The organism is Actimicrobium antarcticum, assembly GCF_039536745.1.
GTDB classification, from domain to species: domain Bacteria; phylum Pseudomonadota; class Gammaproteobacteria; order Burkholderiales; family Burkholderiaceae_D; genus Actimicrobium; species Actimicrobium antarcticum.
The window spans coordinates 145940-166319 of the sequence record NZ_BAAAZE010000016.1; the positions used below are offsets into that span (position 1 = coordinate 145940).

General features: G+C 58.1%; 19 protein-coding genes and 2 tRNA genes. 14 read left to right on the forward strand and 7 right to left on the reverse strand.

The genetic code is table 11. The features are described 5' to 3' along the window. Position 1 precedes the first annotated feature (1 nt). Together ABD720_RS18920 and ABD720_RS18925 are read left to right on the forward strand one after the other, a co-directional pair. The gene (locus tag ABD720_RS18920) at positions 2–1315 is read left to right on the forward strand and encodes an adenylosuccinate synthase (RefSeq protein ID WP_344765756.1); all 1314 of its coding nucleotides are present in this window, start codon (positions 2–4) and stop codon (positions 1313–1315) included. 11 nt (positions 1316–1326) lie between these two features. Continuing rightward, positions 1327–1881, forward strand: a complete 555-nt coding sequence (locus ABD720_RS18925; protein ID WP_344765758.1) for a phosphoribosyltransferase — start codon at positions 1327–1329, stop codon at positions 1879–1881. Positions 1882–2147: 266 nt separating this feature from the next. Here ABD720_RS18925 and ABD720_RS18930 read toward each other — a convergent pair. Continuing rightward, positions 2148–2232, reverse strand: a tRNA-Leu gene (locus tag ABD720_RS18930). Between the two features lie 255 nt (positions 2233–2487). Here ABD720_RS18930 and rnr point away from each other — a divergent pair. The 4 genes from rnr (at position 2488) to ABD720_RS18950 (ending at position 7176) form a co-directional block, all read left to right on the forward strand. Beyond that, positions 2488–4869, forward strand: a complete 2382-nt coding sequence (gene rnr, locus ABD720_RS18935; RefSeq protein WP_344765760.1) for a ribonuclease R — start codon at positions 2488–2490, stop codon at positions 4867–4869. Between the two features lie 14 nt (positions 4870–4883). After that, positions 4884–5612: a 23S rRNA (guanosine(2251)-2'-O)-methyltransferase RlmB gene (gene rlmB / locus ABD720_RS18940; protein ID WP_344765852.1), complete on the forward strand. Its 729-nt coding sequence runs from the start codon at positions 4884–4886 to the stop codon at positions 5610–5612. 111 nt (positions 5613–5723) lie between these two features. Continuing rightward, positions 5724–6473: a serine O-acetyltransferase gene (cysE, locus tag ABD720_RS18945; RefSeq protein WP_344765761.1), complete on the forward strand. Its 750-nt coding sequence runs from the start codon at positions 5724–5726 to the stop codon at positions 6471–6473. 10 nt (positions 6474–6483) lie between these two features. After that, positions 6484–7176: a YceH family protein gene (locus ABD720_RS18950; RefSeq protein WP_344765763.1), complete on the forward strand. Its 693-nt coding sequence runs from the start codon at positions 6484–6486 to the stop codon at positions 7174–7176. A gap of 58 nt (positions 7177–7234) precedes the next feature. Here the strand turns inward: ABD720_RS18950 and ABD720_RS18955 are convergent, their stop codons facing one another. The 5 genes from ABD720_RS18955 to ABD720_RS18975 all read right to left on the reverse strand — a co-directional run bounded on the left by ABD720_RS18955 (position 7235) and on the right by ABD720_RS18975 (position 11640). Then, on the reverse strand, positions 7235–8059 hold the full coding sequence (locus tag ABD720_RS18955; RefSeq protein WP_344765765.1) for a UDP-2,3-diacylglucosamine diphosphatase: 825 nt from the start codon (positions 8057–8059) through the stop codon (positions 7235–7237). Between the two features lie 39 nt (positions 8060–8098). Then, positions 8099–8587, reverse strand: coding sequence for a peptidylprolyl isomerase (locus tag ABD720_RS18960; RefSeq protein WP_344765767.1), 489 nt, complete (start codon positions 8585–8587; stop codon positions 8099–8101). 71 nt (positions 8588–8658) lie between these two features. Further along, complete coding sequence (locus ABD720_RS18965) at positions 8659–9237, reverse strand: peptidylprolyl isomerase (protein ID WP_344765768.1); 579 nt, start codon at positions 9235–9237, stop codon at positions 8659–8661. A gap of 10 nt (positions 9238–9247) precedes the next feature. Further along, positions 9248–10507, reverse strand: a complete 1260-nt coding sequence (locus ABD720_RS18970; RefSeq protein WP_344765770.1) for a L,D-transpeptidase family protein — start codon at positions 10505–10507, stop codon at positions 9248–9250. Then, the gene (locus ABD720_RS18975; RefSeq protein WP_344765772.1) at positions 10507–11640 is read right to left on the reverse strand and encodes a L,D-transpeptidase Cds6 family protein; all 1134 of its coding nucleotides are present in this window, start codon (positions 11638–11640) and stop codon (positions 10507–10509) included. The genes ABD720_RS18970 and ABD720_RS18975 overlap by 1 nt, the downstream gene beginning before the upstream one ends. A 205-nt stretch (positions 11641–11845) precedes the next feature. Between ABD720_RS18975 and cysS the strand changes: the two genes are divergently transcribed. The 7 genes from cysS (at position 11846) to ABD720_RS19010 (ending at position 19215) form a co-directional block, all read left to right on the forward strand. Continuing rightward, the gene (gene cysS, locus ABD720_RS18980; RefSeq protein WP_344765774.1) at positions 11846–13240 is read left to right on the forward strand and encodes a cysteine--tRNA ligase; all 1395 of its coding nucleotides are present in this window, start codon (positions 11846–11848) and stop codon (positions 13238–13240) included. Between the two features lie 5 nt (positions 13241–13245). Further along, positions 13246–13896 (forward strand): DNA-3-methyladenine glycosylase family protein, encoded by a 651-nt coding sequence (locus ABD720_RS18985; RefSeq protein WP_344765775.1) that lies wholly within the window; start codon positions 13246–13248, stop codon positions 13894–13896. A gap of 57 nt (positions 13897–13953) precedes the next feature. Beyond that, positions 13954–14928 carry an acetyl-CoA carboxylase carboxyltransferase subunit alpha gene (locus ABD720_RS18990; protein ID WP_344765777.1) on the forward strand — a complete coding sequence of 325 codons (975 nt, stop codon included), beginning with the start codon at positions 13954–13956 and terminating at the stop codon, positions 14926–14928. 13 nt (positions 14929–14941) lie between these two features. Beyond that, a complete protein-coding gene (gene tilS / locus ABD720_RS18995; RefSeq protein ID WP_344765779.1) occupies positions 14942–16333 on the forward strand; it encodes a tRNA lysidine(34) synthetase TilS in 1392 nt (463 codons plus the stop codon). Positions 16334–16527: 194 nt separating this feature from the next. Beyond that, positions 16528–17778 carry an aspartate kinase gene (locus ABD720_RS19000; protein ID WP_344765781.1) on the forward strand — a complete coding sequence of 417 codons (1251 nt, stop codon included), beginning with the start codon at positions 16528–16530 and terminating at the stop codon, positions 17776–17778. Positions 17779–17857: 79 nt separating this feature from the next. Then, positions 17858–17950: transfer RNA gene (locus tag ABD720_RS19005), tRNA-Ser, on the forward strand. Between the two features lie 413 nt (positions 17951–18363). Next, a complete protein-coding gene (locus ABD720_RS19010; protein ID WP_344765783.1) occupies positions 18364–19215 on the forward strand; it encodes a PA4780 family RIO1-like protein kinase in 852 nt (283 codons plus the stop codon). Between the two features lie 14 nt (positions 19216–19229). Here the strand turns inward: ABD720_RS19010 and ABD720_RS19015 are convergent, their stop codons facing one another. After that, positions 19230–19625 carry a hypothetical protein gene (locus tag ABD720_RS19015; RefSeq protein WP_344765785.1) on the reverse strand — a complete coding sequence of 132 codons (396 nt, stop codon included), beginning with the start codon at positions 19623–19625 and terminating at the stop codon, positions 19230–19232. Positions 19626–19668: 43 nt separating this feature from the next. Between ABD720_RS19015 and ABD720_RS19020 the strand changes: the two genes are divergently transcribed. Continuing rightward, complete coding sequence (locus tag ABD720_RS19020; RefSeq protein WP_344765787.1) at positions 19669–20256, forward strand: hypothetical protein; 588 nt, start codon at positions 19669–19671, stop codon at positions 20254–20256. The last annotated feature ends 124 nt before the right edge of the window (positions 20257–20380 follow it).

Here is a 20380-nt window from a genome sequence, read left to right on the forward strand (position 1 = left end):
GATGACTCAGACTAAGATGGCAAAAAATGTGGTGGTGATTGGGACCCAGTGGGGCGATGAGGGCAAGGGCAAGATCGTTGACTGGCTGACAGATCACGCCCAAGGCGTGGTGCGTTTTCAGGGCGGGCACAATGCCGGTCACACACTGGTCATCGGCGGCAAGAAGACGGCATTGCAACTGATCCCGTCGGGCATCATGCGGGCGGGTGTAGCGTGCTACATCGGCAATGGCGTGGTGCTCTCGGTGCCGGACCTGCTGCGCGAAATCGACAAATTGCAGGCCGTCGGTGTCGAAGTCGAATCCCGGCTCAAAGTTTCGGAAGCCTGCCCGATCATCCTGCCGTACCACACTGCACTGGACGGCGCACGCGAAGCAGCCCGTGGCGCGGCAAAGATCGGTACCACCGGCAAGGGCATCGGCCCGGCCTATGAGGACAAGGTTGCACGCCGCGCGATTCGCGTGGCCGATCTGCTGAACGAAAAGCGCTTCGCCGAAAAGCTCAAGGAAAATCTGGATTATCACAACTTCGTGCTGACCGAGTACCTGAAGGCGCCGGCCGTCGAGTTCCAGAAAACCTTCGACGACGCGCTGGCCGATGTACCGCGTCTGGCACCGATGGCAAGCGATGTATCGAGCGCGCTGTATGCGGCCTACAAGGCTGGCGCCAATCTGTTGTTCGAAGGTGCGCAGGGCAGCTTGCTCGATGTCGATCATGGCACCTATCCGTTTGTCACCTCCAGCAACTGCGTCGCTGGCAATGCCGCGGCCGGCAGTGGCGTGGGCCCGAACATGCTGCATTACATCCTTGGGATCACCAAGGCCTACACCACGCGTGTCGGCAGTGGCCCATTCCCGTCCGAATTGCCGACTGATGAGGGTGTGGGCAAGCACTTGTCGAGTATCGGCCATGAGTTTGGTACCGTCACCGGACGCCCGCGTCGCTGTGGCTGGTTCGATGCCGCCTTGCTGCGTCGTTCGGTGCAGATCAATGGTGTCTCCGGCATGTGCCTGACCAAGCTCGATGTGCTCGATGGCCTGACGTCACTGAAGCTGTGTACCGGTTATGAAATCGATGGCAAGCAGGTCGATATCTTCCCGGTTGGCGCCGAAGATGCTGGTCGTTGCGTACCGATCTACGAAGAAATGCCAGGCTGGACCGACAGCACCGTCGGTGCAAAATCAATGGAGGCCTTGCCGGCAGCGGCGCGTGCTTACATCAAGCGCATCGAAGAACTGGTCGGTGTGCCGATCGACATGGTGTCGACCGGTCCGGATCGTGAAGAAACGATCGTCCTGCGTCATCCATTCAAATAAACGAGGCAGTCATGTCATTACCTGCTTCGAGCGACAAGGACCTGTGGGTTTCCTGGGACGACTACAACCGCGCGATCGAGCGTCTGGCGCTGATGGTGCACGAGTCTGGCTGGAAATTTGATCAGGTGCTATGCCTGGCCCGTGGCGGCCTGCGCCCTGGCGATATTTTCTCGCGGATATTCGACGTGCCACTGGCGATCCTCTCGACCAGTTCCTACCGTGAAGAAACCGGCACCAAGCGCGGTGAACTCGATATCGGCAAGTTCATCACGATGACCCGTGGCACACTCGGTGGCAAGGTCTTGCTGCTGGATGACCTGGTGGATTCCGGCGTGACACTGGAAAAAGTCCAGCATCACCTGAAGACCAACTTCCCGGCCGTCACTGAAGTGAAATCGGCGGTAATCTGGTGCAAGGCGTGTTCATCGATCCGGCCGGATTTCTATCTGGATTATCTGGAGTCGAATCCGTGGATCCATCAGCCATTCGAAGAATATGATGGCCTGCGCGCTCACCAGTTGCATGCCTGGTTGAAAAAGGGCGAGCACAAGGACGAGGTCAAGTAAGCGTCGATAAACCCTTGTGCCGGAGCCTTCCAGTACAGGGGGGCGGAGCATAAAAAAAAGCCACCGGATTCAACAGAATCCGGTGGCTTTTTTTATGTGTGCAGAACCATGTTGATGCATCTGTCAGATCGGGCAGCGCCCGTCACCACGGTACCAGACTGTCTGGTTGTTCCTCGCTAGTCGTGCGCGTCTACTCACATCGCAGCCTCACAAAACGCAGGCGAAAAAAAACCCGCTGACTAATCAGCGGGTTTTCTAGAAAGGCTTGGTGCCCACGGAGGGACTCGAACCCCCACATCCGAAGACACATGGACCTGAACCATGCGCGTCTACCAATTCCGCCACGTGGGCCTTCCGAAAGACCGAGAGTATATCGGAAATAAAATTGCTGTCAAACCCCGATTCGAGGTTGTCAGCAAATAACCGGACCGATAGGTTAATATCCCGCTGTCCGTTACACTATGCGCTAGCGCAGTTCGATTTTTCTGCGCCGGCTTTGACCGGACCCGACTTGGACAAACACCGCGGGTCGCGCTGAAAACGAACTCCCTGCCAGAGTGTGGTCCACACCTGTCGAACTACCAATAACAACTAACTGACCTACATTTGAGCCAATACACCATTCCCAGCCGCGAGGAAATTCTCGGCATACTGCGTACCGCTTCCGAGCCGCAGAGCGCACAGGCGATCGCCACTGCGCTGAACGTCACGGAAGACGAATTCGACGTCCTGATGCGTCGCCTGAACGCCATGGAGCGGGACGGACAAATCAAGCCGGACAATGCCGGCATCTATCAACTCTCCAACAGCACCAGCTTCATTTCCGGCAAAGTCAGCAGCCATCGCGATGGTTTCGGCTTCCTGGTGCCTGACGACGGTGGCGACGATCTTTTTCTGTCAGAAAAAGAAATGCAGAAAGTACTGCATGGCGACCGCGTTCAGGCCCGCATCATCGGCACCGACCGGCGCGGCCGTCCGGAAGGCACGATCGTTGAAGTCGTCACGCGTGCCAACACCCACGTCATCGGTCGCCTGCTGAATGAAAACGGCGCCTGGGTAGTGGCACCGGAAGACAAACGCATCGGTCAGGACATCATGTTGTCCGGCTCGCCGGGCAAGGCCAAGTCGGGCCAGGTCGTCAGCGTCGAATTGATCGAGCAGCCATCCCGCTTCACGCAGCCTGTCGGCCGCATCGTCGAAGTGCTGGGCGAGATCGATGACCCCGGTATGGAAATCGAAATTGCCGTGCGCAAATTCGGCGTGCCGCATGAATTTTCAGAGGCAGCCAAAAAAGCCGCGGCCAAACTGCCCGGCGAGGTGCGCGACATCGACCTGGCAGATCGCGTCGACCTGCGCGACGTGCCGCTCGTCACCATCGATGGTGCGGACGCCCGCGACTTCGATGATGCAGTCTATTGCGAGCCCATCAAGATCGGTCGCGCCGACGGATACCGCCTGATCGTCGCGATTGCCGACGTCAGTCATTACGTCAAGCCAAACGAGCCGCTGGACGTCGATGCGCTGGAGCGCAGCACCTCGGTGTACTTCCCGCGTCGCGTGATTCCGATGCTGCCCGAGAAGCTGTCCAACGGATTGTGTTCGCTGAACCCCGGGGTGGACCGGTTGACGCTGGTGTGCGATGCCGTGATTACGGCCAAGGGCGAGATCAAGGCCTATCAGTTCTATCCGGCCGTGATCCACTCGGCTGCGCGCCTGACCTACGACGAAGTCGCGACGATTCTGGCCAATACCAAGGGCACCGATGCGGCCAAACGCCCGGCGCTGGTGCCGCACCTGCTCAATCTGTACGAGGTCTACCATGCGTTGCTGAAAGCCCGTCATCTGCGCGGTGCGATCGACTTCGAAACCACCGAGACCTACATCGTCTGCAACCCCAACGGCAAGATCGAGCAGATCCTGCCGCGCACCCGCAACGACGCCCACAAGCTGATCGAAGAGTGCATGCTGGCTGCAAACGTCTGTGCCGCCGATATTCTCGAACGCCACAAGCAGGCCAGCCTGTACCGCGTGCACGCCACGCCGACCAAAGAAAAACTGAACCAGGTCCGCACCTTCCTGAAACAGGTCGGCCTGCATCTGGGCGGTGGCGACAAGCCTTCCGCGTCGGATTACGCCGAGCTGATGCCGAAGGTCAAGCTGCGGCCTGATGCAACGCTGTTGCAGACCATGCTGTTGCGCTCGATGCAGCAAGCGGTCTACAGTCCGGAAAACATCGGCCACTTCGGTTTGTCGTACGAAGCCTATGCCCACTTCACCAGCCCGATCCGCCGCTATCCGGACTTGCTGACGCATCGCGCGATCAAGGCCATCCTGCTTGGCAAGCGCTACGAGCCGAAAGGCATCGATACCACGGTACTCAACACCACGGTCTCGAACGCCGCACGCAAGCAGCAGGTCAAGGACAAGGCCGAAGGCAAGCAAAAGAAAGAAGGCGACCTGACGATCTGGGACGCACTCGGTGTGCATTGCTCGGCCAATGAGCGACGTGCCGATGAAGCATCGCGTGACGTTGAAGCGTGGCTGAAGTGTTATTTCATCCGCGACAAGCTGGGTGAGGAATTCACCGGCACCATCGTGGGTGTCGCCACCTTCGGTATTTTTGTCCAGCTTGATTCGTTGTTCATCGAAGGCCTGGTGCATGTCACCGATCTGGGTGCCGACTATTTCCAGTACGACGAAGCGCGTCATGAATTGCGCGGCGAGCGCACCGGCATGCGTTACCAGCTGACCGACCGCGTGACGGTGCAGGTGAGCCGGGTGGACCTCGATGCCCGCAAGATCGACTTGCGCCTGGTGACCGAACCGGGCATCAAGACGGTGCTGAAAAATGAAGCACGTCGTGCTGATGCCGAACAGAATGAGGCGGAAGGCGAGCAGTCGTCCCGCAGAAACAAATCCACCACCAAACCAGCAGACAAATCGCATGCGCCAAAAGCGTTTGCGAAAGCAGGCAAGAAGAAGCGATAAGAGCCATGAGCAAAATGATTTTCGGCTTCCATGCCGTGACAGCGCGTCTGCGCCACGAAGCCTCGACTGTCGAAGAAATTTACGTCGATACGGCACGCCACGACCAGCGCATGAAAGACCTGCTGAAGGCCGCTGCGGCCGTCAAGGTGCGGGTCATCCAGGCCGACGATCAGCGCCTGTCGAACATGGTGGGTACCCGTCGCCATCAGGGTGTGGTGGCCAAAGCCGGCGAAGTATCGCTGGCACGCAATCTGGACGAACTGCTAGATGCGATTGATGGCCCGCCGCTGCTGCTGGTGCTCGATGGCATCACCGATCCGCATAATCTCGGTGCCTGTCTGCGTGTTGCCGATGGCGCCGGCGCACACGCCGTGATCGCGCCGAAGGATCGTGCAGTCGGCTTGAACGCCACTGCCGCCAAGGTCGCCAGTGGTGCCGCCGAAAGCGTGCCGTACATCACCGTGACCAATCTCGCCCGTACGCTGCGTGACTTGAAGGATCGCGGTATCTGGCTTATCGGCACCACCGAAGATGCGGAACAAAATTTGTATCAGGGTGATTTCACCGGGCCGACGGCGCTGATCATGGGCTCGGAAGGCGAGGGCATGCGTCGCCTGACCACCGAGACTTGCGATTTCCTGGTGCATATCCCGATGTTCGGTTCGGTCGAGAGCCTGAACGTCTCGGTCGCCTCCGGCGTCTGTCTGTTCGAAGCGCGTCGCCAGCGCATCGTCAAGGGTTGATCGGGGCAGGCCGCCCGGCTGTCGCGGCGGCGCTGCCAGCACACTTCCAGTAACAGCGGGCCGGCGGTGAAGGGGTTACCATTGCCGGTCTCGCCACCATGCCTTTTATCCATGTTCAATCGACTTCGTGAAGACATCACCAGCATCATTGCCCGTGATCCTGCGGCGCGCAATGGCTGGGAGGTGCTGACCTGCTATCCGGGCCTGCATGCGATCGTGTTGCACCGTGCTGCCAGTTTCTGCTGGCGGCATCACCTGAAATGGTTTGGCCGCTTCATTGCCTATCTGGCGCGCATCGTGACCGGCATCGAAATCCATCCCGGTGCGACCATCGGCCGGCGTGTCTTCATTGATCATGGCTTCGGTGTCGTGATTGGCGAAACCGCCGATGTCGGGGACGATTGCACCATTTATCAGGGTGTCACGCTGGGCGGCACCTCGCTCAACAAAGGCACCAAGCGTCATCCGACGCTGGGTACCGGCGTGATCATCGGCGCCGGTGCGCAGGTGCTGGGCAGCTTCACGGTCGGTGCTGGTGCCAAGGTCGGGTCCAACGCCGTCGTGGTCAAGGAAGTGCCATCGGGTGCGACTGCGGTAGGCAATCCGGCCCGCATCATTCTCAAGCAAGACCGCAATCCACAAGAAGAAGCTGCCGCCCGGATGTTTGCTGCCTACGGCATTACGCCCAACGGTGATGATCCGCTCTCGAAAGCGCTGCACGGATTGATCGACAACGCCGCCACTCAGGAGCATCAGATTGCCAAGATACTGGCTGCGCTGAAATGCGCCGGTATCGGTTGTGAAACCATGGCCGGGCTGGACAAGTTTGATCCCGCTTCGCTCAATCGCATGGTTGAATAGGAGCGCCATCATGACCACCGAAGCTGCGCCTGAACGTGATCCTGACGAGCATATTCTCGACCAGGTCGAAATTCGTGTGCTGGCTGTGCTGGCCGAAAAAGAAGCCCTCACGCCCGACGCCTATCCGCTGTCACTCAATGCCCTGACCAATGGCTGCAATCAGTTGTCCAGCCGCGATCCCGTGATGACGCTGACCGATGCGGGCGTGCATGACGCGCTGCAACGGCTCATGCAACGCAAGCTGGCTGCGGAGGTGAGCCAGGCCGGCGCGCGCGTAGCCAAATACGAGCACCGTATGCGTGTCAAATGGACGCTAGAGCAGGACAAGCTGGCGGTGCTGACCATCCTGATGCTGCGCGGCAGTCAGACGGTCGGCGAAATTCGTGCCCGCAGCGAACGCATGCATGCGTTTTCATCGATCGAGCAGGTCGAGACCAGCCTGCAGTTCCTGATCGATAAATATCCGCCGCTAGTGGCGCGCCTCGCACGCATGCCGGGTGCGAAGGAATCCCGTTTTGCGCAGTTGCTATCGGGTGAACTGGCGATCGAACAACAGGAAATTGCGGCAGCGTTTTCTGGCAGCGCCAGGGTCGATGGCCGGCAGGATCGGGTGGCACATCTGGAGGCGGAAGTCGCGCAATTGCGCACCGCAGTCGACGATCTGTCGGCCGAGTTTGCGCAGTTCAAGAAGCAATTCGATTAGTGGTGCGTGCGTCGGCATTGCCGACGGTTGATGTGACAAAGTCCTGCCTGCTGCCGGCCTAAGCTGGCCTGTCAGAGTCTTGCTGATCTGGCGCAACCAGATCCCCGTTGAAATCGAAGCGCAGAATGTCGCCCGCAGCATTGACCGCTAGCCAGCCACCGCGTTTGGGAGTGCCATCGCAATCCCAGTCGGGCAGAACGTACCGCACATTGGTTCCACGGGCACCGCTGACCACATGTGTCGCCGGACGGTGGGTGTGGCCGTGAATCATGAGTGCGGTGTCGGACGCTGCGAACAAGGCATCGATGGCGTCGGGATGCACATCCATGATCTCCTCGCTTTTCATGCTCTGTGCTTCGCGGCTTTTGGACCGCATGCCGGCGATGATGGCTTTGCGCTGCGTCAGCGGCATGCCAAGGAACTGACGTTGCCAGGAAGCCTGCCTGACCTCGTTGCGAAATGCGATGTACGCCGTGTCGTCCGTGCATTGCGCGTCACCATGGGCGAGCACCATTTTTTTTCCGGCAATGTCCACGACGATGCCGTCTGCCAGCGGGGTCGCGCCCGTGGCAGTGAAAAACCCGTCCGCCACCAAAAAGTCGCGATTTCCAGCCATCCAGAACAGCGCCGTGCCGCCATCACTGACCGCACGTAGCGCCTCGATAACCTGCCGGTTGAGCGGCGCGTCGCTGTCGTCATCCCCGGCCCAGTACTCGAACAGATCACCCAGCACGTAGAGCTGCTGCGCATGCGATGCGTGCTGTGTCAGGAAGTGCAGGAATGCGGCGGTGGTGGCAGGCGCCTGCTCTTGCAAATGGACATCCGAAACAAAAAGCGCAACCAGTTCCGGTTGCGCTTTTGTCGCTGTGTCAGGGCGGGTCATGTCGTGACGTCAATGCTGGGGATCAAATGCAGTCCCGCATCAGACGACGGTGACTTTTTCGATCATCACATCTTCAACTGGCACATCGGCCGACATGCCGGCGCGCGATGTCTTGACAGCCTTGATCTTGTTGACGACGTCAGCGCCTTCAACGACTTTACCGAATACGCAATAGCCCCAACCGTCCTGTCCTGGGTAGTCCAGGAAGCTGTTGTTCTTGATGTTGATGAAGAACTGGGCCGAGGCCGAATGCGGGTCGGAAGTGCGCGCCATGGCGACACTGTACTCGACGTTTTTCAGGCCGTTCTTGGCTTCGTTTTCGATTGGCGCATTGGTCGATTTCTGTTTCATGCCTGGCTCGAAACCGCCGCCCTGGATCATGAAACCATCGATGACGCGATGGAAAATCGTGCCCGAATAGTGGCCGGCGTTCACGTAGGACAAAAAGTTTTCAACCGTCTTCGGTGCTTTTTCTGCATCGAGTTCAAGTTTGATGTCGCCGAAATTGGTGGTGATGATGACTGCCATGGTTGTGTTACCTCTGTTGATAGTGAAATGGATGGTTCAGTGACGCCGTGCACGCAGAACGTGCCGGTGACTTATTTTGCCAGCGTTGCATTCTCGATCACGATCGGCGTTTGCGGCACGTTCTGATACATGCCTGCGTTGCCGGTGGCGACCAGCCGTATCTTGTCGACCACGTCCTGGCCCGAGACGACCTTGCCAAAGACGGCATAACCGGCGCCGTCACGTCCGGGATAGTCGAGCATCGCATTGTTGCCGACGTTGATGAAGAACTGTGCCGTTGCCGAATCCGGATCACCGGTGCGGGCCATCGCGACCGTGTAGGCCGCGTTTTTCAGACCATTGCTCGCTTCATTCCTGATCGGTGCGCTGGTCGATTTCTGATGCATGTTCTTGTCAAAGCCGCCACCCTGGATCATGAAACCATCGATCACGCGATGAAAGATCGTGCCCTTGTAATGGCCGCTTTTGACATAGCTTAAAAAGTTGTCGACCGACTTGGGCGCCTTCTCGGCATCCAACTCAAGCACGATGTCGCCCATGCTGGTTTTGAGGAGTACGCGTGGCGCGTCAGCAGCAAAGACACAGGCGCTGCTGGTTGCAATGACCAGGCCGGCGATGAGCCGGTTTAATTGACGTCGGGTGCTGTGCATGTGTTTTCCTTTAAAGAATGCCTTCGTAGACGATTTTCCATGTCTTGCCTTCTTTGCTCCAGTACTGCCGCTTGCGTTGCGAGCTGTGCCGCTTGCCGAACGAACTGGCCTGCGTGAAGGTGCTGACTATCAGGTCCTTGCGCCCGGGATAGGCAAACATCGTGACATCCTGCAGCTTGATCGCCATATTCTTGATGCCCGCCATGGCGAGCTCGTGCTTGCCTGTCCAGACTGCCAGATCTTCGCCCAGGCCAGACTTGAAATGGGTCGAGTAGTTCGCGAGGAAGCGGGTCTGGTTCATGCTCTCGAAATCCTGACGCCATTCATCCAGCAATTTGTCTGCGGCATCCCGTTCCGTGACCAAGGCCTTGCGCGACACGAATTCTATCCGTTCGCTGATAACGACGGGCGTCTTGCCAGGTTCCACCGAGCGCAGCAGTTTTTCGAGATCCGGATTGGTCAGCACCACGCAGCCATCCGACGCCAGTGGCGGCCGGCTGTAGCTGGCCGACGGCGTGCCATGCAGCCAGATACCGGAACCACTGCGTCCGTTGACGCGGTCCCACTCGTTCGGATAATTGACGGGTAATGCTCCGGCGCCATAGAAGTCCGGCAGCCGGTTTTTTGCCAGTCGCCCGGTGATGTAATAGACGCCGATCGGGGTTTTCTGGTCGCCTTCCTTGACCTTGTTGGTTCCCAGCTTTCCCTGCGTGATGTAGTAGTCAGTCAGCAGCTTCAACTGGCCGCGTTGATGCTGGTACACATACAACCGCGAGCGTTTGGTGTCGACCACCAGGGCGTAGCGCTGGTCATCGCGCAGCTTGAGCAAGGCTTGCGGCACCAGATCAGGATCGGGCCGTTCGCGCAGCGATTTCAGGCGCACCATGGCTTCGTCGCGCAGATCGATCAGCTTTTCGGATGCACCATTGGAGGCCGAACCGAGGCCGGTGACCGGCCGCGTATGCATCATCAGCAAGTCGCCACGTATCAGTTGAGCGAGCAGGAAATTAGGGTAGGCCGCTACCAGCGCGTCGGCCTTGAGCTGCGCATGGCGCAGGTTGTTCGCGCCCAGATCCTTGTAGATGGCAATCAGTGTCGCATCCGGGTCCAGTGGGCCCGCAGCCGTGCGCGGTGCAGGTGTTTCAACTTTGCGTGCCATTGCTGGCGCGGCAGAAGCCGCCACTACCGGCAGCGTGCACAGCAGTCCAATCAGCAAGGCGCGCCTGGCATCATGCTCTGCCAGGCGGAGTTTCTTTAATAAACCAGACATCAGCTACCTGTTCGCTCCTGCTTGATGTGCCATTTGCCGGACTGCTTTTCCATGACCAGTGTTTTTGGACTGTTCGAGCGTAGCTGGTTTGACACGTATTGCTGGCGGAATTTGGCGGTGGCCGTATTGCCGTCTACGGATATTTTCAAGGACTCTATTTTAATATTGATATTGCCTTTGCCTTCAATGCGCGCCCGGCGATCGTCGGTCCAGGCCTTGCGTGGCTGATTGTTGGCAGGCTGGAAATCACTGGCGTAAAAATTCAGGTAGCCCGGTACATCCTTGGCCGCCCATGCTTTCGCCCATGCATTGACCACACCGGCGATTTCGTCCTGCTCGGCATTGCTGGCAGCAGCTTTGGCGGTGGCTTTTGGCTCGGGCTTGACGTCCGCTTTGGATTCCGCCTTGGGCTTTGGTTCGGCTTTGGCAACCACTATTTTAGCTTCAGGTTTCGGCTCCGGCTTTGCTTCCGGTTTAGCTTCCTGCTTTACCACCACAGGCGCCGGCATCTTTGGCGCTGCTGCAACTACCACCGGTGCCGGTTTGCTGGCGACCGGGACTGCTGGTGTCACGGCAGCCATCGACGTCGGTGCCTTGCTGTTGGCGATCGGGGTGTTTCCAGGATTGCCAACCAGCGTTTTCACCATCGTCAGCTTGGTTTTTGCAGTGGTGTTACCAGAGTCCAGTTGCAACGCCTTGTCGTAGGCCTGGCTGGCCAGTTTTGCATACACATCGCCGAGATTTTCATGGGCAGTAGAGTAGGTCGGATTGGTGCGTATCGCCATTTCCAGCGAGGCGCGTGCCTTGTCGTATTGACCGTTGGCGGCGAACAGGACGGCAAGATTGTTGTACGGTTCGGGCAGTTCGGGAAAGTCTTCAGTCAGCTTGGTGAACACCGCAATGGCTTCGGCCGGCTTGTTTTGCTCGGTGAGGATCACACCTTTCATGAAGCGCAATTGCTTGTCGCGCGGAGTCTGTACCAGCGAGGCATCGATTTTTGCCAGTGCTTCAGCGAATTGGCCTGACCGCATCAGCGCGCTGATATCCGTGACATTGTCGGCGAAAACAGGCGCCGAAAAGAGCAGGGCAAGGAGTGCGGAAAGGGCAAAATTCTTGCCGGCGCGGGAGAGCATGTGAGGCTGAAGTGACTGTCTTGGCATGGGTAGCATCGTTTTCATCGGTGATATACTTCGACGGGAAGCAACATATTATCAAAATTAGCCAACTAAAAGGGTTTTGGAGTACCCGTTGCGCGTTTGCGTCGAATGGTAATTCAGACTCGAATCTGTGCTCTGGCTGGCTACCCCGAATCCGTTCTGCCGAAATCTGAAATCCCCTATGAATTCCCTGAAAATCTACAACACGCTGGCACGTGAAAAGCAGCTGTTTTCGCCCATCGAACCGGGCCATGTTCGCATGTATGTGTGCGGCATGACGATCTACGACTACTGCCACATCGGGCATGGCCGGATGATGATGGCATTCGACGTGGTGCATCGCTGGTTGCAGGCTTCCGGATACCGCGTTACGTACGTGCTCAACATTACCGATATCGATGACAAGATCATTCGCCGCGCGGTCGAGAACGGTGAATCGATCTCGGCGCTGACGACCCGCTTTATTGCCTTTATGGCCGAAGACACCGCAGCACTGGGGATCTTGCCGCCGACATTCGCTCCGCGCGCGACCGAGTACGTGCCGCAAATGCTGAACATGATCGGCCGGCTTGAGAGCAACGGCCTGGCCTATCAGGGCAGTGACGGTGATGTAAATTTTTCGGTGCGCGACTTTCCCGGTTACGGCAAATTGTCGGGCAAATCCCTCGACGATTTACGCGCCGGAGAGCGCGTCGATATCAACACGGGCAAGCGCGACCCGCTCGACTTCGTGCTCTGGAAATCTGCCAAGGAAACTGAACCCGAGGATGCCAAATGGCCGTCCCAATGGGGGCGCGGTCGGCCCGGCTGGCACATCGAATGTTCGGCCATGGCGTGCGCACTGTTGGGCGAGCAGTTCGATCTGCACGGCGGCGGCGTCGACCTGCAGTTTCCGCACCATGAAAATGAAATTGCACAGTCCGAAGGCGCGACCGGCAAGCAATTCGTCAATTACTGGATGCATAACGGCCACATCCGTATCGACAATGAAAAAATGTCCAAATCATTGGGCAATTTTTTCCTGATCCGTGACGTGCTTGCCAAATACGATGCAGAGGTGCTGCGCTTTTTTATGTTGCGGGCGCATTACCGTAGTCCTCTCAACTATTCGGATGTGCATCTCGACGATGCGCGTCAGGCGTTGACCCGGCTTTACACGGCACTTAAGGAAGTGACGCCGATAGCCATCGAACTCGACTGGGATGCGCCGTATCCGCGCCGCTTTGCCGATGCCATGAACGATGACTTCAATACGCCATTGGCGATGGCCGTCCTGTTCGACATGGCGACCGACATCAACCGTACCCGGGCACCTGAACTGGCGGCACAATTGCTGGCGCTGGCAGGCACCCTCGGGCTGCTGGAGCGCAGTCCGCAAGAGTTCTTGCAGGGCGCGCACGGCGGTGCCACCGATGATCAGGGTGATACTCTGATTGCCGAAAAAATCGCCGCCCGTATCGCCGCCAAGCAGTCTCGTGACTTCGTCAGCGCCGATCGTATCCGTGACGAGCTGCTGGCTGCGGGCATCGTGCTGGAAGACAAGCCGGGCAACATCACCGAATGGCGAAGGGCTTAAGCTGCATGGCTAACTTGATGGAAACGGCTGGGCAGGTCGGCGTACCGTCTTACTGGGAAGAAGCCAAAATCGAGCTGATGAAGCGCGATCGCATCATGCGCAAGCTAATTCCGCAATTTGGCGATTTGCATCTGACTGGTCGCGGCGAACCGTTTGTGACGCTGGCGCGTTCGATCATCGGGCAGCAAATTTCAGTGAAGTCGGCGGAGGCGGCATGGCAGCGCTTTTTGCTGGTCTGCCCGAAGTCCACCCCGGCGCAAGTGCTGAAAGCCGGTGCACTTGACCTGGCAGGTTGCGGGCTATCAAAACGCAAGGCAGATTACATCCTCGATCTGGCCGAACATTTCAAGGCCAAACGGGTACATGCCGACAAATGGGCCGAAATGGAAGACGAGGCGGTGATTGCCGAATTGATCCAGATCCGTGGAATCGGTCGCTGGACCGCCGAGATGTTCCTGATTTTCAATTTGCTACGTCCGAATATTTTGCCGCTGGACGATGTTGGTTTGCTCAACGGTATCAGCCTGAATTATTTTTCAGGCGAGCCGGTTTCTCGCAGCGATGCGCGCGAAGTATCGGCCAACTGGGAGCCCTGGCGCACCGTCGCAACCTGGTATCTATGGCGCAGTCTCGAACCGGTTCCAGTGACATATTGACGACGCAATGATCACAGTGGTCCGGTGCAGGCCGGATCAATATAAAAAGGAGTGACAATGACAAAAACGACGTTCCTGGGGTTCGAGCAGCCCATCGCCGAACTCGATGCGAAGATCGAAGAATTGCGCTTTGTGCAGGATGATTCGGCAGTAGATATTTCGGAAGAAATCGAGCGGCTGGCCAAAAAAAGCCAGCAGCTGACCAAGGATATTTACGCCAAACTCACGCCATGGCAGGTCTCGCAAATCGCCCGCCACCCGCAACGTCCGTACACGATGGATTACGTGAATGAAATGTTCACGGATTTCCATGAGCTGCATGGCGACCGCAGTTACGCCGATGACCTCTCGATCGTCGGCGGGCTGGCCAGATTCAACGGTCAGGCCTGCATGGTAATTGGCCATCAGAAGGGGCGCGATACCAAGGAGCGCGCATTGCGCAACTTCGGCATGCCGAAACCGGAAGGCTACCGCAAGGCCTTGCGACTGATGAAGGTCGCCGAAAAATTCGGTTTGCCGATTTTCACGTTCGTCGATACGCCCGGTGCCTTTCCCGGTATCGATGCCGAGGAGCGCGGCCAGTCGGAAGCGATCGGGCACAACCTGTACGCGATGGCCGAATTGAAGGTGCCGCTGATCGCCACCATCATTGGCGAAGGCGGATCGGGCGGCGCACTGGCGATTGCCGTGGGTGACGCGGTGCTGATGTTGCAGTACGCGACCTACTCGGTGATCTCGCCGGAAGGGTGTGCGTCGATACTCTGGAAAACCGCCGAACGTGCGTCGGATGCCGCCGAAGCGCTCGGCCTGACCGCACATCGCCTCAAGGCCATCAACCTGATCGACAAAATCGTCAATGAGCCGCTGGGCGGCGCACATCGTGACCCGAAGCTGATGGCATCGCTGCTCAAACGTGCATTGGCCGATACGCTGCGCCAGTTTCAGGGCGTCAAGACCAAGGATTTATTGGCCGCACGTCATGAGAAACTGATGAGCTTCGGCAAATTCAAGGAAATCACCCCGCCAGAATGAGGCTCCGTCCGTCTTGAAGAACCAGCAAACATTGGGCATTGATGATGTCTTCGAACGCGCACTCGCAGTAATCCGGGCGCGCGTTTTTCTTTCCGGTCCGGCGATGGCAGTGGCGTATAGCGGCGGCCTGGATTCGTCAGTGCTGCTGCATCTGGCGCATCGTCATGCACAAAAAAACGGCATTCCGTTGTTTGCCTTCCATGTCCATCACGGCCTCAGTGCCGATGGTGACGCGTGGCTGGCACATTGCGACGCCGAGTGCGCCCGCCTCGGCATCACGTTTGCGGCGCAGCGCGTGCGGCTGGCGGGCGCCGAATCCAGTGGCATCGAGGCAGCCGCGCGCAGCAGTCGCTACGCGGCACTTGGTGCCATGTGCCGTGCACATCAGGTGCCATTGCTGTTGACGGCGCACCATCAGGACGACCAGGCCGAAACCGTGTTGTTGCAGTTGTTGCGTGGCTCCGGCGTCGCGGGTTTGTCCGGCATGGACAGTGCCAATTGCGCCGCCGATCTGCTCGGTGATGCAGAACTGGTGATGGCGCGGCCATTGCTGTCGCTGTCCCGTTTGCAACTGGCGGAAGTCGTTCGTGCCGAATCGATCGTGCATGTCGATGATGCCTCGAACCTCGACACCCGCTATGCACGCAACGCCCTGCGTCACGAAGTCATGCCGGCGCTGGACAAATTTTTTCCCGGTTTTCAGCATCGGCTGGCGCGTACTGCCGGCCATGCACAGGCCGCGCAGCGGCTGCTGATCGAGCTCGCGCGCCAGGATATGGCGCTGTGTGGCGTCGCCGAGGGCATCGATATCAGCAGGCTGCGCACGCTCAGTGCAGATCGGGCCGATAATTTGCTGCGTTACTGGTTCGGCTCGCGCGGCGTACGCATGCCATCGACCTCGTGGCTTCTGGAAATGCGCACGCAGTTGTACGAAGCCAAACCGGATGCCCAACTCTGCGTCACGCATGCCGATTGCCACATCCGTCGCCATCGGGATCACGTTTTCATTACGCCGCATCGGGTCGCGTTCGATCCTGAAGAACTTCCGGTGTTCGGATTTCGCTGGAACGGCGAGGCGCAGCTGGATTTTCCGGAGCTCGACGGCGTGCTGCTGTTCGAGAGTGCAGAGCAAGGCGTGGCGATCAGCTGGCTGACGCAGCAAGCGTTGTCGATCAGCGTGCGCAGTGGCGGGGAGCGTCTCAAGCCGGCACCAAATCGATCAACCCGTGCGCTGAAATATCACTATCAGGCTGGCAATATTCCGGCGTGGGAGCGCGAGCGTCTGCCGGTGGTCCGGGTCGGAAAAAAACTCCTGTTCGCTGCCGGCGTTGGCATGGATTGTCATCACTTCAGTGTCGAGGAGGAACCGCGCATTGCTCTGCGCTGGGTCTTCAATCCTGACTAAGACGGTAGTGCACCCGGCACACGGCGCAGTGATGAGTTTGGCGGCGGATTTGGCGGCGGATTTGGCTTCCAGTCACCGTGAATCGGGTCAGTCAGCCCGCCCCGGTCCTTGTCATTTTGTCTCGCAGCGAGTACAGTCTGCGACTCAATTTTCGATTGTTTTTCTAACGCAAGCAGCGCTTTTCCTCTACTCCTATGGCATTAATCGTTCATAAATACGGTGGCACCTCGATGGGCTCGACCGAGCGCATCAAAAATGTCGCGCAGCGCGTCGCCAAGTGGCACGACGCCGGTTACCAGATTGTTGTGGTGCCGTCAGCCATGTCGGGTGAAACCAATCGCTTGCTCGGCATGGCCAAAGAGCTAATGCCGCAACCTGATCCGCGCGAACTCGACATGCTGGCCTCGACCGGCGAGCAGGTCTCGGTCGCTTTGCTGGCCATGGCGCTCAAGGCCATTGGCAAGGATGCTGTCTCGTATGCTGGCTGGCAAGTCGCCATCAAGACCGACTCGGCGTTCACCAAGGCACGCATTCAATCGATCGATGACGCCAAAGTGCGTAAAGACCTCGATGCCGGTCGCATCGTGATCATTACCGGTTTTCAGGGCGTCGATGGCGATGGCAATATCGCCACTCTGGGTCGCGGTGGTTCGGATACGTCCGCCGTCGCCGTGGCAGTCGCGATGAAGGCTGAAGAGTGCCTGATTTTTACCGACGTCGATGGTGTCTACACCACCGACCCACGTGTGGTCACTGATGCGCGACGCCTCAAGACCGTGACCTTTGAAGAGATGCTGGAAATGGCGTCGCTCGGGTCGAAGGTATTGCAGATCCGTTCGGTGGAATTTGCCGGTAATTACAAAATGCCAACGCGGGTGCTGTCGTCGCTGACCGACCCGATGCTGTCGCTGGAGATCGAAGCCCGCTCCGGCACCCTGATTTCGTTTGAGGAAGATACAAATATGGAACAAGCCGCCATCACCGGCATCGCCTTCAACCGCGATGAAGCCAAAATCACCGTACTCGGCGTGCCCGATCGCCCAGGTATCGCTTACCAGATTCTGGGCCCGATTGCCGACGCGAATATCGAAGTCGACATGATCATCCAGAACCAGTCGGTGGACGGCAAGACCGATTTCACGTTCACCGTCCCGCGTGGCGAATATGTCCGTTCGATGGAAGTGCTCAACGGCAGCGTCAAGGAACACATCGGTGCTGGCAGTATTTCCGGTGACACCAAGGTCTCGAAAGTTTCCGTGGTCGGTGTGGGCATGCGCAGCCATGTCGGCATCGCGTCGCAAATGTTCCGTACCTTGTCTGAAGAAGGCATCAACATCCTGATGATCTCGACCTCCGAAATCAAGATCTCGGTGCTGATCGACGAGAAATACATGGAGCTGGCAGTACGCGCGCTGCACAAGGCATTCGAACTCGAAAGCGCCTGAAATGTTTGATTGACCAAGCAGGCCCGAATAGCTATCATTCGAAGCTTGCTGAAATGAGTCTTGCGACTTGTTGAAGCGTGGAGACGTGGCCGAGTGGCCGAAGGCACATCCCTGCTAAGGATGCATACGGCTTATACCTGTATCGTGAGTTCGAATCTCACCGTCTCCGCCAGTGATTCCGCAAGGTACTGCATTGTTAGGTGAAAAGCCTCTAAGGATTAATGACTTAGGGGTTTTTTTACGTCTGTAGCGTGGCCCATCGACAGGTGAGGCAACAGCGCGTACAAGTGGCGCGAGCTTGATTCCAGCGGTTCATGGCCCCGAAAAACCGAACAGTGTTTTCTGGGTCGTAACACGCGTCGTTCAGTGTTGGCAGGGTACACTGCCGGTATGGTGAAGGTGCCTGAACAATACGCCTCTGCCAATGACGGACACCGTTTTCTGAAGTTTTGCGGCAATACCGATTGACGCACCGGCGGCATCAGGAGAGCATCATTGCCGAACCTGCTGCAGCATTTCCATTGTTCTCGATCCTCATGCTTGCGGCATTTTTTGCGCAGGCCAACACCGAATTCTGTCATTGCCATGAAAACCCCAAAAAGAATCCAGCCTCTGGTCGAAGAAGGTCTGATCGACGAAGTCATTCGCCAGCTCATGAGCGGCAAGGAAGCCACCGTTTATGTGGTGCGCTGCGGCGACGATGTGCGTTGTGCCAAAGTGTACAAGGCAGCCACTGAACGAAGTTTTCATCAGGCAGTGGCGTACCAGGAAGGCCGCCGCGTCAAGAACAGCCGGCAGGCGAGGGCGATGGAAAAAGGTACGCGCTACGGCCGCAAGATGGCCGAGGAAGTCTGGCAAAACGCCGAGGTCGACGCCTTGTACAAGCTCGCTGCCGCTGGCGTGCGGGTGCCGGTGCCGTACATCTGCTTTGAGGGCGTGCTGCTCATGGAGCTGGTCACGGCAGCCGATGGCAATGCGGCGCCGCGCCTCAATGATGTCGAACTGACCCGCGAACTGGCGCTGCAATACCATGCAATGCTGCTCAATCAGGTCGTCCTGATGCTGTGTGCCGGGGTGATCCACGGTGACCTCTCTGAGTACAACATTCTGGTCGATGCCCAGGGACCGGTAATCATCGATTTGCCGCAAGCTATCGATGCGGCTGGCAGCAGTGTTGCGGCCGACATGCTCGATCGTGATGTGACTAACCTGGCCAATTTTTTTGGTGTCGTGGTGCCGGAATTGCTGACCAGTCAATATGGCAAGGAAATCTGGAATCTCTACAAGGCGGGCTTGTTGACGCCAGAGACGCCGCTCACCGGTCTGGTCGCCGCACCAACCGAGGTGGCCGACGTGGATGCGATCATCCGTGAAATTGCGCTGGCGCGCGAGGAGGAAGAAGACCGGCAGCGCCGCCTGGCCGAAGCGCAGGCCTGAGCCGCGTCGGGGATTTACTCGGCGGCGTATTCGGCGGCTGCTTTGGCGGTTGCGAGCGCTTTGCCGTAGCTGTCGAATGGATCATCGTAGCCATCGATGGCACCATTTTCTCCAATAAAATTGACCCACCAGCCGGTATCGGATTCATTGAGGGCAATATCGCCATCGCGGGCATGGTCAGCTATCGCGTCGCCGATAGCGAGCGTGATGATTCTGATAGTGTGGTGAACAATAACGGTCGCCATGGGAATGTCCGATCGAGGTGATGGGGAGTGCGGCTGGTTGGACCCGATCGTACTGCATCCTGACAGCGCGCGATAAGTAATTGCTTGTTTTACACCATGGTACTGCTGCAGCACGGTTGGATTCGACAGCTGTTGCGGGCATACTCTTAACGTATGGTTGTGCATGGTCGCGTCCGTGGCGATCCGTTTTAACGTAAAGGAGAGGGTATTGAAGTATCGTCATTACGGTGTCGTGGTCGTTGTAGTGGTCCTCGGTGTTGCCGTGCTGTGGCAAATAACCCGCGAGGCTGCGGTAATTGCGCCGCGACCGGTGCCTGGCCAGGCCCAGCGTGCACTGCCGCTACCACCTCCGGTGAATTCACCAGTCGCACGAGCCGTCCCGCCACTGGTCGTTGGTGCGGCATCAGAAGCGCGCGAACGCACTGCTGTCGTTGCCGGCACCGATTCGACCACGCCACCTGCAGTACAGCGTCAGGTGCAACGCGATCCGGATTTGCGTCTGAAGTCAGAGCAAGAGGCGCGCCGCAAGGCCGATGACGATTCCCGAAATCAGAAAGCAGAGTCGGCCCGCAGCGAAGAGGCGGACTTGCGAGCGCGGCAGGAAGAACTGTTGCAGCAAGCAAAAGCGGCCGCAGCAATGGACTCGCGGACCCCGCAACAATTATGTGCTGACCGTTCCAATTTTTTTAGCCGTGCGATATGCGAAGCGCGCGAATGCGAGAAACCGGAGCGTGCCACGCTGCCATTTTGCGTCGACATGCAGGAACGTCGCGCGCCCAAGGATTTTACGAATTAAAAAGATGCGCCAAACGTTGTCTTCCGAAGGCGTTTGGCAATCTGATCCGCACCATTTCCCCATTCTTCTGCGAAACGCACTCTGGACCTTCGCGGTTTCGGTGCACAACCCTTGTCTCATAGCG

What these genes read in the sequence shown, in the direction of transcription:
- ABD720_RS18920 (WP_344765756.1), top strand. Translation starts at nt 2, where the DNA reads ATGACTCAGACTAAGATGGCAAAAAATGTGGTGGTGATTGGGACCCAG.
- ABD720_RS18925 (WP_344765758.1), top strand. Translation starts at nt 1,327, where the DNA reads ATGTCATTACCTGCTTCGAGCGACAAGGACCTGTGGGTTTCCTGGGAC.
- rlmB (WP_344765852.1), top strand. Translation starts at nt 4,884, where the DNA reads ATGATTTTCGGCTTCCATGCCGTGACAGCGCGTCTGCGCCACGAAGCC.
- cysE (WP_344765761.1), top strand. Translation starts at nt 5,724, where the DNA reads ATGTTCAATCGACTTCGTGAAGACATCACCAGCATCATTGCCCGTGAT.
- ABD720_RS18950 (WP_344765763.1), top strand. Translation starts at nt 6,484, where the DNA reads ATGACCACCGAAGCTGCGCCTGAACGTGATCCTGACGAGCATATTCTC.
- ABD720_RS18955 (WP_344765765.1), bottom strand. Translation starts at nt 8,059, where the DNA reads ATGACCCGCCCTGACACAGCGACAAAAGCGCAACCGGAACTGGTTGCG.
- ABD720_RS18960 (WP_344765767.1), bottom strand. Translation starts at nt 8,587, where the DNA reads ATGGCAGTCATCATCACCACCAATTTCGGCGACATCAAACTTGAACTC.
- ABD720_RS18965 (WP_344765768.1), bottom strand. Translation starts at nt 9,237, where the DNA reads ATGCACAGCACCCGACGTCAATTAAACCGGCTCATCGCCGGCCTGGTC.
- ABD720_RS18970 (WP_344765770.1), bottom strand. Translation starts at nt 10,507, where the DNA reads ATGTCTGGTTTATTAAAGAAACTCCGCCTGGCAGAGCATGATGCCAGG.
- ABD720_RS18975 (WP_344765772.1), bottom strand. Translation starts at nt 11,640, where the DNA reads ATGCTCTCCCGCGCCGGCAAGAATTTTGCCCTTTCCGCACTCCTTGCC.
- cysS (WP_344765774.1), top strand. Translation starts at nt 11,846, where the DNA reads ATGAATTCCCTGAAAATCTACAACACGCTGGCACGTGAAAAGCAGCTG.
- ABD720_RS18985 (WP_344765775.1), top strand. Translation starts at nt 13,246, where the DNA reads ATGGCTAACTTGATGGAAACGGCTGGGCAGGTCGGCGTACCGTCTTAC.
- ABD720_RS18990 (WP_344765777.1), top strand. Translation starts at nt 13,954, where the DNA reads ATGACAAAAACGACGTTCCTGGGGTTCGAGCAGCCCATCGCCGAACTC.
- ABD720_RS19000 (WP_344765781.1), top strand. Translation starts at nt 16,528, where the DNA reads ATGGCATTAATCGTTCATAAATACGGTGGCACCTCGATGGGCTCGACC.
- ABD720_RS19010 (WP_344765783.1), top strand. Translation starts at nt 18,364, where the DNA reads ATGAAAACCCCAAAAAGAATCCAGCCTCTGGTCGAAGAAGGTCTGATC.
- ABD720_RS19015 (WP_344765785.1), bottom strand. Translation starts at nt 19,625, where the DNA reads ATGCACAACCATACGTTAAGAGTATGCCCGCAACAGCTGTCGAATCCA.